This window comes from Allobosea sp. LjRoot90 (assembly GCF_964254315.1).
Classification (GTDB): domain Bacteria; phylum Pseudomonadota; class Alphaproteobacteria; order Rhizobiales; family Beijerinckiaceae; genus Allobosea.
The window spans coordinates 798030-812425 of the sequence record NZ_CAXUTF020000001.1; the positions used below are offsets into that span (position 1 = coordinate 798030).

The window sequence follows — 14396 nt, forward strand, 5'->3', positions numbered from 1 at the left end:
TTCGCGTCGGCTCCCGCGAGCCCTATTCGGGCACGGTCAGGACGACCTTGCCGACCTGGTCGCCCGCATCCATCAGGGCGTGCGCATCCCGGACGTCGCGCCAGTCGAAGCTGGCGCAGACATGGCTGCGGATCGCCCCGCTCGCCAGAAGTGGCCAGATCTGCGCCACCAGCTTGGCGGCGATCCGTCCCTTATAGGCGGCATCGCGCGGCCTCAGTGTCGAGCCGGTCAAGGTGAGCCGCCGGCGGACGATGTTGCGGACATTGACTTCGGCCATCTGGCCGAGATGGCTGGCGATCAGCACGACGCGGCCGTCCGGCGCGAGCAATTGCAGCTGCTTTTCGGTATAGGGACCGGCCTGTGCGTCGAGGACGACATCGACCTTTTCCTTGCCGATCGCAGATTCGATCTCCGCTACCCAGTCGGTGCGATAGTCGACGGCAAGATCGGAGCCGATCTCCAGGCAGACCGCGCGCTTCTCGGCAGTTCCGGCAGTCGCGATCACGCGGGCTGCGCGCAAGTGTTTGGCGATCTGGGTCGCGGCCATGCCGACGCCGCTGGTGCCGCCCTGGACCAGCAGGGTCTCGCCCTCCGCCAGACGGCCGAGCCAGATGACGTTATTCCAGGCGGTGAAGAACACTTCCGGCAACGCCGCGGCCTGCGTGAAGGAGAAGCCGTCCGGCAAGGGCATGCATTGCAGGGCCGGCACCGCACAGAATTCGGCATAGCCGCCGCCATTGGCGAGCGCGCAGACCGCATCGCCGACCTTCGGCCAGGCGACGTCGGCACCAACAGCCTCGACCACGCCGGAGACGTCGAGGCCGGGCAGATCGGTCGCGCCGGGCGGCGGCGGATAGAGGCCGCGCCGCTGCTGGATATCGGGCCGATTCACGCCTGCCGCCCGCACACGGATCAGCACGTCGCTGGCGCCGAGCGCTGGCAATGGCCGCTCGCAGAAGGCCAGCACCTCGGGGCCGCCCGGCCTGGTGATCTCGATCGCTTGCATCAGATGGTCTCGTTGTCGGTGGGACGGAGCGAGCGCATGATTTCTGGCATGCGTTCGCGAGCCGAAGTCATCAGGCGCTCGTAGATCGAGTTGCCATGGGCATCGATTGCGACGATTACCGGCCCGAAACCGCCGAGTCGGAGCCGGTTCAGGCGGAACTGCATGATCAGGTCGCGCCAGGCGCAATCCGTCACCGCCTCGACACCCTCGCTCAGCAAAGCGGAGGCGCCGCCGACGAAGGAGAAATAGACGCAGCCGACCTCGGCCATCGCGTCGACGCTCTCCTGCGAGAGCCCGCCCTTGCCGCCGGTCGCGGTCAGGCCAAGGCCCCGGATCAGCGTCGGCATCAGGTGGTTGAAGCGGCTCGAGGTCGTCGGGTTGATGTAATGGACCGCGCCGGGCCGGCCTTCGCTATCCTCATAGCTCACACCCATGTGGAAGAAGGCGCCGTCGCGCAGGGATAGGGGCAGTTCGCGGCCGGCCTCCAGTTCCGAGACCATGCGCTTCTGCGTCGGCATGCCGACGGTCGCGACCGCGTCGCCGTCGAGCAGCACGACGTCACCGACCTTGAGCGAGCGCGCCGCTGCGGGTGTCAGCGGCAGGGTCAGGCATGGCAACGAGGAGCTCGTCATTCGATCCGCTCCACCACGCCAGAATTGTAGATCCGCGCCCGCGTACGCCGGTTGATCCAGCAGTTGAACGAGACCGCGACCGGGGTGAAACCGTGGCCGGAAGCATATTCGACATGGACACCGAAGGTCGTGGTCGAGCCGCCGACGCCCATCGGCCCGAAGCCCATCTGGTTGACCGCGCGGGTCAGGCGCTCCTCCATATCGGCGACCATCGGCTCGGGATTGCGCTCGCCGAAGGGGCGCAAGGTCGCGTCCTTGGAGAGCTTGGCTGCATGGTCGAAGGTGCCGCCGATGCCGACGCCGATCACCACCGGCGGGCAATGCTGACCGCCGGCCCGCAGCACGATCTCGAGGATGCAGCGCTCGATCTCGTCGAGGCTCGGGCTGACCAGTATCTCGACCGCGGCCCAGCGCCCGCCGCCCAGCGCCTTGGGGGCGCAGGTGATGTCGAGATAGTCGCCCTCCCCGACGAGGTCCCAGGAGACCAGCGGCATGTCCTTGCCGTGAAAGCTGCGCTCATTGGTCAGCGGGTTGGTGACGAAGCGCAGGAGCGGCGGCTGGATCGTCCGGGTGAGCTCGGCGAAGCCGTCGACGATGGCCTGGCGGATGTCGCCCTCCATCCGTGCGCCGGAACCGATCTTGATCGAGTAGCTCGGCACGCCGGCATCGGAGCACAGGAACTTGCCGGTGGTCTCGGCCCGCTCGGCGCTGTCGAGCATGAAGGCGAGCGTCTGGCGGGCCTGCGGCTCGGTTTCCGTGGCGAGCGCCTTGCGGAATTCGGCTTTCGAGGATTCGGGGATACGGCGCAGCGACCAATCATAGAGATTGGCGGTGACTTCCTTGACCAGATCATAGGTGATTGCCATGCGCACCGTCCGTTTGACGGCGTCAAACTAGTCGAATGACAGAACCCGGCCGGGCGCCCACGCAGTGTTTCGCATGATGAAATTGATGCGACGCTCCGCCCCCTGCCCCGGCTTCGCCTTACTGACAGGATCGGCCGGGCCTGCCGGCGCGCCGGCTGCACAGCGACAGGATGGATCTGCCATGAGCCATGTGGGCATCACCGGTTTCGACCTGACGATCGACGAGATCGTCCGCGTCTCCAGGCAGAAGGCGCCCGTCACCGTCACGCCGGAGGCCGTCGACCGGATGGCAGCGGCCCGCACGATCGTCGACGAAGCTGTCGCGCGCGGCGACAAGGTCTACGGTGTCACCACCAGCGTCGGCGCCAAGACCGGCGTGCCGCTCGCCCCGGAGCGCATCGGCGAGTTCAATCGCCGCCTCCTGCTCACCCACAATGTCGCGCACGGTCCCCTCGCCGCGCGCGAAGCCGTCAGGGCGATGATGATCGTCCTGCTCAACTCGATGGCGAGCGGGCGCCTCGGCGTGCGGCCGCTGCTGGCCGAGCGGCTCGCGGAGGCCATCAATGCCGACCGGCAGATCGACGTCCATATCTGGGGTTCTATGGGCCAGAGCGACATGGCCCCGATCACCGACCTCGCGCTTGCGCTCTATGGCGATCTCGAGCTGCAGGCCGGCGAGGCGCTGGCGCTGCTCAATTCCAGCGCGCTCGCGCTCGGGACAGCGGCGCTCGTCATGGCGGATCTGCAGCGCAGCCTTGACCTCTGGAGCCTGATCGCCGCGCTGAGCATGGAGGGCTTCGCAGCAAACCCGTCGATCGTCTCGGAGGCCGCTCTGCGCTCGCGTCCCTTTGCCGGGCTGAAGCGACATGGAAGCCGGATCAGGCGCTATCTCGACGGCAGCTATCTCTTCGCCAAGGGCGGACCGCGGCACCTTCAGGACCCCTTGAGCTTCCGCTCGCTGCCATTGCTGCATGGCACGGCCGCCGACAGCCTCGGTTTTGCTTATCGCCAGGTCGAGACCGAGTTCCGCTCCAGCCAGAACAATCCGATCGTCTCGCTGGAGGACCGCTCGCTGGTCTCTGTCGCCAATTTCGACACCGTTTCGCTGTCGATGGCGCTCGATATCGCGCGCCTCGCCTTCGCGCCTGTGGTCACGGGATCGGCCGAGCGGGTCGCCAAGCTGGTCGATTCGTTCTGGTCCGGATTGACCGTCGGCCTGATCGAGGAGGACGGCGTCGGCCTGCCGGGCTTCAACGGCCTCGCCCAGTTCCACAAGGCGATCACCTCGGAGGCGAGGTTGGCCACCGCACCGGTCGTCCATGAACTCGCCAGCTCGAGCCACTCCAACGGCAATCTCGACCGCGCCGGCATGGCGGGACTGGCAGCGCGAAAGACAGCGGAGGTTGCAAGCCTGTGCCGCTCGATCGCGACGATCGAGCTGCTTGTCGCGGCTCAGGCCATCGATATCAGGAGGGCCACTCCGCTTGGAGCGGTCACAAGCAAGCTCCATACGCTGGTTCGGGACGTGATTCCGTTCGCCGCTGCGGGCGATCGCGTTCCCCATCTCGACCCGCTGCTGCGGCGTATCGAGGACTGGGGCGAGCTCCGGAGCATGATCGAGCTCGACTGACCGGTCGCGAGCGGCCGTGCCTCCGAACCGGTATGCTAGGTCGCGTTCGCCAGTTCCGCCTGAAGGAAGGTCAGGAAGGCTGGGTCGTCGGCATAGGCGACGTTGACCCGCATGCCGGCGGCTCTTTCGTCGCCTTCTGGCTGGTGCCGCTCCGGCAGGAAAACCGTGCCGGGCGCGATGAAGATGCCTTGCTCGGAAGCGCGGCGCGCGAGCGCGAGGTCGTCCAGGCCGGGCGGCAATCCGACCCAGAGATAGTAGCCGCCGCCCTGGCGTGTGAAGACCGGCAGGCCGAGGCGCTCCAGACCGCCGAAGGCAGTGCGCGTCGCCTTGCCGATGCGTTCCTTCAGGCGCTTGAGGTGGTGGCGATACTGACCGCTGGCGATCAGGTCGCTGACCAGCCGCTCCAGATAGCCGGACGAATTGACCACGGTCAGCATCTTCATGTCGCCGAGCGAACGGGCGAGCGCTGGGCTCGCCGCGACATAGCCGATCCGCAGGCTGGCCGAGAGCGTCTTGGAGAAGGTGCCGAGATAGATCACGCGTTCCAGCTGGTCGAGTGCGGCGAGCCGCGGCGCGCTCGCGGGCATCACGTCGGCGAAAGGATCGTCCTCGACGATGGTGAGATCGTGCTGGGCGGCGAGCTGCAGCAGGCGATGGGCGATCGGCAGGGCGATCGAGCCGCCGGTCGGATTATGGGCCAGCGACTGGGTGAAGAACGCCTTCGGCCGGTGGCGCGCGATCTGGGCCGCGAGATCGTCGAGATCCGGCCCGTCCGGCAGGCGCCTGACGCCGGCGATCTCGATGCGGGCGAGCTTCAGCTTGCCGAAGAGCGGATAGTAGCCCGGGCTGTCGACCAGGACGGTGTCGCCGGGCTGTAGCAGTTGGCGGATGATCAGGTCGAGGGCATGGTTGGCGCCGAAGGTCAGCAGAATCTGCGCCGGCGAGACCTGGATCGAGCGCTCGGCCAGCATCAGCTCGATCTGGGTGCGCAAGGGCGCATAGCCGACCGGATCGCCATAGCCGTGCTCGATCGGCAGGTCGCCCTTGCCAGAGCGCACACGCAGATGTCGCCCGAGCTCTGAATCCTCCATCCAGGAGCGCGGCGGGCGACCGTCGCCGACGCGCACGGGATGGACCTGGCAGAGCTGCTCGCGCAGCAGCGAGACGATGTCGATCGCCTCGCTCATATGCGGCGGCGGCGCCTCGCTCGGCCGCTGTCCCGGGGCACGGACATAGAAGCCGGCGCCGCGGCGGGCCTCGAGGCGGCCGCCGGCGACGAGCCGGTCATAGACCTCGACCATGGTGTTCTTGGAGACACCGTATTCGCCGGCCGCCAACCGCAGCGAGGCCATGCGCCGCCCCGGCTGGAGCAGCCCCTCGTCGATCATCCGGCCGATCCGGGCGACGATCGCGCCGGTCCGGTTGCTGTCGACCTGCTCGTCCATCAAGCCTCGCATCTGTACCAGTCATTTGGCTGGTACACAGAATGGGACATTGCGGAAATTGTGCCTTGCCGCTCTCCGGCGATTGTCCGAGCTTGTCAACCGAAGAAGCGCCGCCGCCTATCGCACGGCGCATGAAAACCCCGGCTGGGGAGGAAACGACATGACGACGGCCGAGGCGCAGAGCGCCGCCGGGCGTGGGGTGAACTCGCGCATCGAGAACTATCGCAATCTGAGCTGCGCCGAGCGGCTGTCCCAGGTCGTCGCGGCGGCCGGGCTCTCCGATGCCGACCGCGCCTTGCTGGCGCAGCCGGGCGCGCTGCCACTCGCCCTCGCCAACGGCATGATCGAGAACGTCGTCGGCACCTTCGAATTGCCGCTCGGCATCGCCACCAATTTCACCGTCAACGGCAAGGACTACCTGATCCCGATGGCGGTGGAGGAGCCCTCCGTCGTTGCCGCCGCTTCCTATATGGCGCGGATCGCGCGCGGCTCCGGCGGTTTCCGCACCTCGAGCGACCGGCCGATCATGCGGGCGCAGGTCCAGCTCCTCGGTGTCGGTGATCCGGAAGGGGCGCGCCATAAGCTGCTGGCGGCACAGGCTGAGATCGTCGCCGCGGCCAACGCCAGGGACAAGGTGCTGGTCTCGCTCGGCGGCGGCTGCCAGGGCATCGAGGTCCATGTCTTCCCGCAGACTCCGCGCGGGCCGATCGTGGTGATGCATCTCCTCGTCGACGTGCGCGATGCGATGGGCGCCAACACGGTCAACACTATGGCCGAGACGGTCGCGCCAATCGTCGAACGCATCACCGGTGGCACGGTGCGCTTGCGCATCCTCTCGAACCTCGCCGATCTCCGGCTGGCGCGCGCCAGCGTCACCATCCCCGAGGCGGCGCTGGCGACCAAGGAGTTCTCGGGCCGGCGCATGATCGACGGCATGCTCGACGCCTACACCTTCGCCGCGATCGACCCCTACCGCGCCACCACCCACAACAAAGGCATCATGAACGGCATCGACCCGGTCGTGGTCGCGACCGGCAATGACTGGCGCGCCATCGAGGCCGGTGCCCATGCCTATGCCGCCCGCAGCGGCCGCTACACGTCGCTGACGACCTGGGAAGAGGATCGCGACGGCAATCTCGTCGGCTCGATCGAGCTGCCCATGGCGCTCGGCCTGGTCGGCGGCGCCACCAAGACGCATCCGCTGGCGCAATGGTCGCTGCGCCTGCTCGGGGTCCAGACGGCGCAAGAGCTGGCCGAGGTCACCGTCGCGGTCGGGCTCGCCCAGAACATGGCGGCGCTGCGGGCGCTGGCGACCGAGGGCATCCAGCGCGGCCATATGGCGCTGCATGCCCGCAACATCGCCATCGTCGCCGGGGCCGAGGGCGCCGAGGTCGAGGCGATTGCCGCCGAGCTCGCCCGCACCCACGATGTCCGCGTCGACCGGGCGCGCGAACTCATCGCCGAGCGACGCAAAGTCTGACCCTGCCCCCTTTTCAACACCACCACAGAACCGCATCAAGCGGACGACAACCGGAGGAACGTTCATGGACAATCGCATCACCCGCCGCACGCTCAGTGCCCTGCTGGTCTCGACCGGCATGGCGCTATCGCTACCGGCTCTCGCGCAGAACGAGATCAAGATCGGCTACAATGCCGACCAGTCCGCTTCCGGCGCAGCCGAACTCGGCCTCTCCGGCCTCTACGGCTTTCAGGCGGCGATCGAGGATCTCAACGCGCAGGGCGGCGTCCTCGGCCGCAAGCTCGTCGGCGTGGTCCGCGACGATGCCGGTGCGCCGCCGAAGTCGATCCAGAACATGAACGAGCTGATCGACAACGAGAAGGTCGCCGCCGTGGTCGGCCCGACCAATTCCGGCAACGCGCTCGCCTGGCTGCATATCCCGCAGCAGAAGAAGGTGCCGGTGATCTCGCATGTCGCGACCGCGACCGACATCACCGCCCGCTACGCCAAGGAGCCGCAGAACTACATCTTCCGTGTCTCCATGGTCGATCGCGAGCAGCTTGCTTTGCTCGCCGCCTACGCGGTCAAGGCCTCGAAGACCAAGAACGTCGCGATCATCGCCGACACCACGGGTTACGGCCAGGCCGCGACCAAGGACCTGCTGGAGATCCTGACCCTGCACGGCATCAAGCCGGTCGGCATCGAGAAGTTCGGGCCGAAGGACACCGACATGACCTCGCAGCTCGCCAAGCTGAAGGCGGCCGGCGCCGACATGATCATCACCGGCTCGCTGGCGGATGCGACCGCGCAGGTGCTGAAGAGCATGGAGAAGATGGACTACTATCCCGGCCTGCTCTCGACCTGGGGCTCGATCAACACGCCGCTGGTCAACATCGCCGGGCCCAAGCTCGCCGAGAAGACGATCTTCGCGGCGTCGACCACCGAGGACGCCAGCGACCGCGCCGCGGCACTTCACAAGCGCCTCGTCGCCAAGCACCCGAACATGCCGGCCTTCGTCTCGGCGGCGCAGGGCTATGACGCGGTGATGCTGATCGCCGCCGCGATCAAGCAGGCCGATGGCACGGACGGCCCGAAGCTGCAGCAGGCGCTCGAGAACCTCGGCGCGGTGCAGGGCATCATCAAGAAGTACGAGAAGCCCTTCAGCAAGGAGCAGCACGAGGCGCTCGGCGTCGCCGACTTCCATCTCGCGCAGTGGAAGGATGGGCGCGTGGTCAAGCTCGACGACCCGGTGGTCAAGGGGCTGACGGCGACCGATCTGAAGCGCTGAAGACCAGCGAAAGAAGCAGACTGGTCATCCCGGCCGGAGCGTAGCGCAGAGCCGGGATCCGTGCCTGAACTGTTCCGGCATGGATCCCGGGTCGAGCTGCACTCACCCGGGATGACGACGCGATGTCAGATCACGGGGTTCGGCGTCGATACAGCAGGCCCGCGGAGAGACGATGACGGCATTCCTTCAGGCTCTGGCCAGCGGTCTGGCGCTGGGCGCGATCTACGGATTGATCGCGCTCGGCTTCAACATCACCTACGCCACGACCAAGACCTTCAATTTCGGCCAGGGCGCCTTCCTCGTGCCGGGCAGTCTGGTCGGCGTCTCGCTCTTGCTGCTGGCGGCGGGCAAGCCGCATTTCGGGAACCTCACCCAAGCCGAGATGACGATGACGGCCTATGCGCTGGCGACGGTCGCCAGCGTCGTCGTGGTCGGCGCTATCGGCATCGCGCTCTACTATTGCGCGATCAAGCCGTTCGTTGGTGCTGGTGGACTGAACTGGGTGCTGAGCACGATCGGCTTCGGCATCATCATGCAGAACACCGCACTGGCGATCTGGGGCCCGGCCTCGATCGCGGTGCCCTCGCCGCTCGGCAGCGATGTCTGGCGCATCGCCGGCGCCGGCATCCGGCCGCAGGAGGTGCTGATCGCGGTCGTCGCGGTCGCGGTCATGGTCGGGCTCGACATCGTCCTGCGCAAGACACGCTTCGGCAAGGCGCTGCGGGCCGTTGCCTTCAACCCGCAAGCGGCGGCGATCGTCGGTATCAATGTCGAGTCGATCGTGATCGCTGCCTTCGTGATCTCGTCTGCATTGGCAGGGCTCGCAGGCATCCTGATCGCGCCGATCACCACGGCCTCGGTCTTCATCGGGCTCGGCGTCGCATTGAAGGCGTTCTCGGCCGCGATTGTCGGCGGCTTGACCAGCCCGCGCGGCTGCATGCTCGGCGGCTTCCTGCTTGGGGTGGTCGAGGCGCTGGTCGGGCTCTGGCGCGCCGAAATGCGCGAGATCACCATCTTCCTGCTGATCATCATCGTGCTGGTGGTCCGGCCGAGCGGGCTGATGGGCGCGCGCAGCGTGGAGAAGATCTGATGCCCGCGCTCGCCCACGCCATTGGGGTGGCGGTGCTGGTCGCAGCGTTCGCGCTTGTGCCCTATCTCGGCTTCAACGATTTCTACCTGCAGATCCTGTTCACGATCGGGGTCAACTATCTCGCCGCCGCCGGACTCAACGTGCTCGTCGGCTATGCCGGCCAGAAGTCGCTCGGCCATGCCGGGCTCTTCGCGGTCGGCGCCTATACGGCGGCGATCGCCAATATCGAATGGGGGCTGAGCCCCTGGCTCTCGCTGGTGCTGGCCTGCGGCTTCGGCGCAGTCTTCGGCCTGGTCATCGCGATGCCGTCAGTGCGCGTCTCGGGGCCGAGCCTCGCCATGGTGACGATTGGCTTCGGCATCGTCGTCGAGAAGATCGCCACGGAATGGACCGACGTCTTCAAGGGACAGGCCGGCTTCTACGGCATCAACCCGCCCTCGCTCGCCGGCACGAGCTTCACCAACCTGCACTGGGTCTGGTTCGTCGGGGCACTCTGTATCGCGACCCATCTGATGCTGCGCTCGCTGCTTGCCGGCCGCTATGGCCGTGCCTTCCTGGCGGTGCAGATGGCGGAGCCGGCGGCGCAGTCGGTCGGTATTTCGGTGGTGCGGGCCAAGACGCTGGCTTTCGTCATCTCGGCTGTGACCTGCGCGCTCGCCGGCGCCGTGGTGGCGCAGCAGAACCAGTATTTCAATTCCGACTTCATCACTTTCAACCTCTCGATCTTCCTCTTGGTGGTGGTGATCTTCGGCGGCTCGGGCTCGCTCTACGGACCGTTCTTCGGCGCGGTGATCCTGACCCTGCTCGACGCCTGGCTGGCGCGCTGGCCTGCCCTGCAGCACTTTACTTACGGCGCGCTGTTGCTGTTCTCGCTCTACCTGATGCCGAACGGCATCGCCGGCGCAGTGTCTGGTCTTGCGGCGCGCTTGCGACAGGCCGCCCCTGCCCTGCCGGGCGTCGCCGGCCACAGCGCCTTATCAGCAGCTTCGGCCGCGCCAGCTGGCGGCGAAATCCTGATCGTGAAGGATCTCTACAAGGCCTATGGCGGCATCGTGCCGGTCCGCAACGTCTCCTTCGCGATCACCGCCGGCAAGGTCCATGCGCTGATCGGCCCGAATGGCGCCGGCAAGACGACGCTGCTCAACCTGCTCTCCGGCCATGTCGCGCCCGATGGCGGCTCGATCCGCTTCGAGGGGCGCGAGACGGTCGGCCTCCCGGCGCATCGCGTCGCAGCGCTCGGGATTGCGCGGACCTTCCAGAACCTGAAGCTGTTCGGCGAGCTCTCGGCGCTCGACAATGTCCTGCTCGGCGCGCACCGGCATGTCGAAACCGGCTTTGCCGCCTCGCTGCTCGGCCTGCCGTCGAGCCGGCGTGCGGAGGCCACGGCGCGGGCTGATGCGCTGGCGCTGCTCGCCGATCTAGGCCTCGGTGAGCGGTCTTATGAGCCGGCAAAGAGCCTGCCTTACGGCCTGCAGCGACGGCTTGAGATCGCACGTGCCCTCGCCTCGCAGCCGAAACTGCTCCTGCTCGACGAGCCGGCCGCCGGCCTCAATCCGCAGGAAACGCATGAGCTCGGCGAGGTCATCCGCCGCATCCAGCAGGCCGGCGTCACCGTGCTGCTGATCGAGCACCACATGGATCTGGTCATGGGCATCTCGCAGCATGTGTTGGTGCTCGACTATGGCGCGCTGATCGCGGAAGGGCGGCCGGAGGCGATCCGACGGGACCCCAAGGTCATCACCGCCTATCTCGGCGCCGAGGACGACGCCGCCGCGACCGGAGACGCCGCATGACCATGCTCGCGATCGAAGGTCTCAAGGTCCGCTATGGCGCAGTCGAGGCGCTGAAGGGCATCTCGCTGCAGGTCGGGCAAGGCGAGGTCGTCACGCTGATCGGCGGCAACGGCGCCGGCAAGTCGACGCTGATGCGGGCGATTGGCGGCCTGGTGAAAGTCGCCGGCGGCTCGATCCGCTTCGAGGGTCGCGATACCACCGGCATCAGGGGCCACGAGTGCGTGCGACTCGGCATCGGCCACTCACCGGAGGGACGCATGGTCTTCGGCGACCAGAGCGTGCGCGACAATCTCGTGCTCGGCGCTTATGCGCGCAGAGACGAGGATGGCATCGCCAGCGATATCGAGCGCTATTTCGGCATCTTCCCGCGGCTCGCCGAGCGGCAGGACCAGCTCGCCGGCACGCTGTCGGGCGGCGAGCAGCAGATGCTGGCGATTGCCCGCGCCCTGATGGCGCGACCGAAGCTCCTGCTGCTCGACGAGCCCTCGCTCGGGCTGGCGCCATTGATCGTGCGCGAGGTCTTTTCCGTGATCCGCCGGCTGCGCGAGGACGGGATGACGATCCTTTTGGTCGAGCAGATGGCCAATCAGGCGCTCGCCGTTGCCGACCGCGCCTATGTCATCGAGACCGGCACGATCACGCTTGAAGGCACTGGCGCCGAGCTGCTGCGCGACGAGCGCGTCCGCTCGGCCTATCTCGGCGCCTGACCATGTCCGCAGACCGCATCGTCATCGTCGAGGTCGGCCCGCGCGATGGGTTGCAGAACGAGAAGGCCGAGGTTGCGACGCCGGACAAGCTCGCTTTGATCGCCGAACTTGCCGATGCCGGCCTGGCGCGGATCGAGGCCACCGCCTTCGTCTCACCGCGCTGGGTGCCGCAAATGGCCGACCACGAGGCGGTAATGCGTGGCGTTCCCCGCCGACCGGGCGTGGTCTTCTCGGCACTCGTCCCCAATGAGAAGGGCGCGGAAGCAGCGCTCGCCGCCGGCGCGCAGGCGCTGGCCGTGTTCACCGCCGCATCCGAGAGCTTCTGCCAGAAGAACACCAATTGCTCGATCGCCGAGAGCATTGCGCGCTTCCGGCCAGTGATGGCGCTGGCGGAACGTGCTGGCGTGACGGTCAGGGGCTATGTCTCCTGTGTGCTCGACTGTCCCTATGAGGGCGAGATCGCTCCCGGGGCGGTGGCGGCAGTTTCCGCCGAACTGCTCGAACTCGGCTGCGACGAGATCGCGCTTTCCGACACGCTCGGCCGTGGCACGCCGGAGCGGACGGCCGCCATGGTCGAGGCGGCGCTACGGCGGGCGCCGGCCACCATGCTGGCCGGGCATTTCCACGATACCTCCGGCCGGGCCATCGCCAATGTCGACGCGGCTTGGCAGCTAGGCCTGCGCGTCTTCGACGGTTCGGTCGGCGGTCTCGGCGGCTGCCCTTATGCCCCCGGTGCCGCCGGCAATCTTGCGACCGAGCTGCTCGTCGCGCATTTTGCAGCCAAGGGGATCGTGACGGGGGTCGATCTTGCACGCCTGAGCGTGATCGCCGAAGGGGTCGCCCAGCGCTTTCGGCCGGCTGACGGCGCATCGACATAACGAGCGCCGCCCAGCATGGGCGCTGCCTTGGCGGCGGCATCGACGCAGCGCGAGACGCCCGGTATTGATGCTCCACCACAGCGGCATTGAGCGGGGTCGACCGATCGTCTCCGTTCGGGCAGAACGAGTGACGGATGAGCCCGCTCAAGCTGGCTCGAGCGACGAGGGACGGATGACGCAGAAGGTTTATGACAGCCCGGCGGCGGCCCTGGATGGGTTGCTGTTCGACGGGATGACGATCATGTCGGGCGGCTTTGGCCTGTCGGGCAATCCCGAGAGCCTGATTCCGGAGGTCCGCGCTTCGGGCGTGAAGAACCTGACGGTGATCTCCAACAATGCCGGCGCCGATGGCTTTGGCCTGTGGATGCTGCTGGAGACGCGGCAGATCAAGAAGATGATCGCCTCGTACGTGGGCGAGAACAAGCTGTTCGAGCAGCAGTATCTGTCCGGCGAGCTGGAACTCGAACTCAACCCGCAGGGCACGCTGGCAGAGCGCATCCGCGCCGGCGGCGCCGGCATTGCGGCCTTCTACACCAAGACCGGCGTCGGCACCGTAGTCGCCGAGGGCAAGCCGGTCGAGGAGTTCGAGGGGCAGCTCTATGTCCGCGAGACCTGGCTCAGGGCCGATGTCGCCATCGTTAAGGCCTGGAAGGCCGATACCGCCGGCAACCTCGTCTATCGGCGCACGGCGCGCAATTTCAACCCGAACATGGCGACTGCCGGCAAGGTGACCGTCGCCGAAGTCGAGGAGATCGTGCCTGTCGGTTCTCTCGATCCGGAGGCGATCCACACGCCCGGCATCTATGTCGACCGCATCATCAAGAGCACGATCAACGAGAAGAAGATCGAGAAGCTCACCGAGCGCAAGAGGGAGGCAGCCTGATGGCCTGGACCCGTGAAGAGGTGGCTGCCCGCGCCGCCAAGGAGCTGCAGGACGGCTTCTACGTCAATCTCGGCATCGGCATCCCGACGCTGGTAGCGAACTACATTCCCGATGGCGTCGACGTGACGCTGCAGTCGGAAAACGGCCTGCTCGGCATCGGTCCCTTCCCCTATGAGGGCGAGGCCGATCCCGACCTGATCAATGCCGGCAAGCAGACGATCACCTCGCTGCCGAGCTCCAGCTACTTCTCCTCGGCCGACAGCTTCGCGATGATCCGCGGCGGCCATATCGACCTCACCATCCTCGGCGCCATGGAAGTGGCCGCCAATGGCGACATCGCCAACTGGACCATTCCCGGCAAGATGGTGAAGGGCATGGGCGGCGCGATGGACCTCGTCGCCGGCGTCAAGAAGGTCATCGTCGTGATGGACCACGCCAACAAGGCCGGCGAATCCAAGGTGCTGGAGCGCTGCACCCTGCCGCTGACCGGCGCCGGCGTCGTCGACCTCATCATCACCGATCTCTGCGTGCTGGCATGCGACAAGGTGAAGGGTGGCCTGACGCTGCTCGAGCTCGCGCCTGGCGTCACGCTCGACGAGGTCAAGGCCAAGACGGCTGCGTCTTTCGCTATCGCCCCGGCGCTAGCTAAGGCCGCCTGAAGGCCGCTTCAGAACAACGAGGGCAGCGCCGATTGCACGGCCCTGCCCTTGCCCGCGCTT

At 67.1% G+C, this 14396-nt stretch carries 13 protein-coding genes; 9 read left to right on the plus strand and 4 right to left on the minus strand.

The genetic code is table 11. The features are described from left to right. Positions 1-22 precede the first annotated feature (22 nt). From ACSQ3M_RS03850 to ACSQ3M_RS03860, 3 genes are read right to left on the minus strand one after another with little or no spacing between them, the layout of a single operon-like run. Positions 23-1006, minus strand: a complete 984-nt coding sequence (locus ACSQ3M_RS03850) for an NAD(P)H-quinone oxidoreductase (RefSeq protein WP_436148740.1) — start codon at positions 1004-1006, stop codon at positions 23-25. Further along, positions 1006-1638, minus strand: a complete 633-nt coding sequence (locus ACSQ3M_RS03855) for a fumarate hydratase C-terminal domain-containing protein (RefSeq protein WP_436148741.1) — start codon at positions 1636-1638, stop codon at positions 1006-1008. The genes ACSQ3M_RS03850 and ACSQ3M_RS03855 overlap by 1 nt, the downstream gene beginning before the upstream one ends. Then, a complete protein-coding gene (locus ACSQ3M_RS03860; protein WP_436148742.1) occupies positions 1635-2504 on the minus strand; it encodes a fumarate hydratase in 870 nt (289 codons plus the stop codon). Before ACSQ3M_RS03860 ends, ACSQ3M_RS03855 begins: the two co-directional genes overlap by 4 nt. Before the next feature lie 181 nt (positions 2505-2685). Here ACSQ3M_RS03860 and ACSQ3M_RS03865 point away from each other — a divergent pair, with 181 nt between their 5' ends. Further along, positions 2686-4134: an aromatic amino acid lyase gene (locus ACSQ3M_RS03865; protein WP_436148743.1), complete on the plus strand. Its 1449-nt coding sequence runs from the start codon at positions 2686-2688 to the stop codon at positions 4132-4134. A 35-nt stretch (positions 4135-4169) separates the two neighbouring features. Here the strand turns inward: ACSQ3M_RS03865 and ACSQ3M_RS03870 are convergent, their stop codons facing one another. Next, positions 4170-5579, minus strand: coding sequence for a PLP-dependent aminotransferase family protein (locus ACSQ3M_RS03870; RefSeq protein WP_436148744.1), 1410 nt, complete (start codon positions 5577-5579; stop codon positions 4170-4172). A 160-nt stretch (positions 5580-5739) separates the two neighbouring features. Here ACSQ3M_RS03870 and ACSQ3M_RS03875 point away from each other — a divergent pair, with 160 nt between their 5' ends. From ACSQ3M_RS03875 to ACSQ3M_RS03910, 8 genes are all read left to right on the plus strand, one after another. Continuing rightward, positions 5740-7059 carry a hydroxymethylglutaryl-CoA reductase, degradative gene (locus ACSQ3M_RS03875; protein ID WP_436148745.1) on the plus strand — a complete coding sequence of 440 codons (1320 nt, stop codon included), beginning with the start codon at positions 5740-5742 and terminating at the stop codon, positions 7057-7059. Between the two features lie 64 nt (positions 7060-7123). After that, positions 7124-8326 carry an ABC transporter substrate-binding protein gene (locus tag ACSQ3M_RS03880; protein ID WP_436148746.1) on the plus strand — a complete coding sequence of 401 codons (1203 nt, stop codon included), beginning with the start codon at positions 7124-7126 and terminating at the stop codon, positions 8324-8326. A 172-nt stretch (positions 8327-8498) separates the two neighbouring features. Further along, positions 8499-9416, plus strand: coding sequence for a branched-chain amino acid ABC transporter permease (locus tag ACSQ3M_RS03885; RefSeq protein WP_436148747.1), 918 nt, complete (start codon positions 8499-8501; stop codon positions 9414-9416). Further along, a complete protein-coding gene (locus ACSQ3M_RS03890) occupies positions 9416-11209 on the plus strand; it encodes a branched-chain amino acid ABC transporter ATP-binding protein/permease (protein WP_436148748.1) in 1794 nt (597 codons plus the stop codon). Before ACSQ3M_RS03885 ends, ACSQ3M_RS03890 begins: the two co-directional genes overlap by 1 nt. A gap of 2 nt (positions 11210-11211) precedes the next feature. Then, entirely contained in the window at positions 11212-11916 is a 705-nt protein-coding gene (locus ACSQ3M_RS03895) for an ABC transporter ATP-binding protein (protein WP_436149285.1), read from the plus strand. Next, positions 11913-12794, plus strand: a complete 882-nt coding sequence (locus tag ACSQ3M_RS03900) for a hydroxymethylglutaryl-CoA lyase (protein ID WP_436149286.1) — start codon at positions 11913-11915, stop codon at positions 12792-12794. Before ACSQ3M_RS03895 ends, ACSQ3M_RS03900 begins: the two co-directional genes overlap by 4 nt. A 172-nt stretch (positions 12795-12966) precedes the next feature. Further along, positions 12967-13677, plus strand: coding sequence for a CoA transferase subunit A (locus tag ACSQ3M_RS03905; RefSeq protein ID WP_436148749.1), 711 nt, complete (start codon positions 12967-12969; stop codon positions 13675-13677). Beyond that, complete coding sequence (locus ACSQ3M_RS03910; protein ID WP_436148750.1) at positions 13677-14336, plus strand: 3-oxoacid CoA-transferase subunit B; 660 nt, start codon at positions 13677-13679, stop codon at positions 14334-14336. The genes ACSQ3M_RS03905 and ACSQ3M_RS03910 overlap by 1 nt, the downstream gene beginning before the upstream one ends. Positions 14337-14396: the final 60 nt, after the last annotated feature.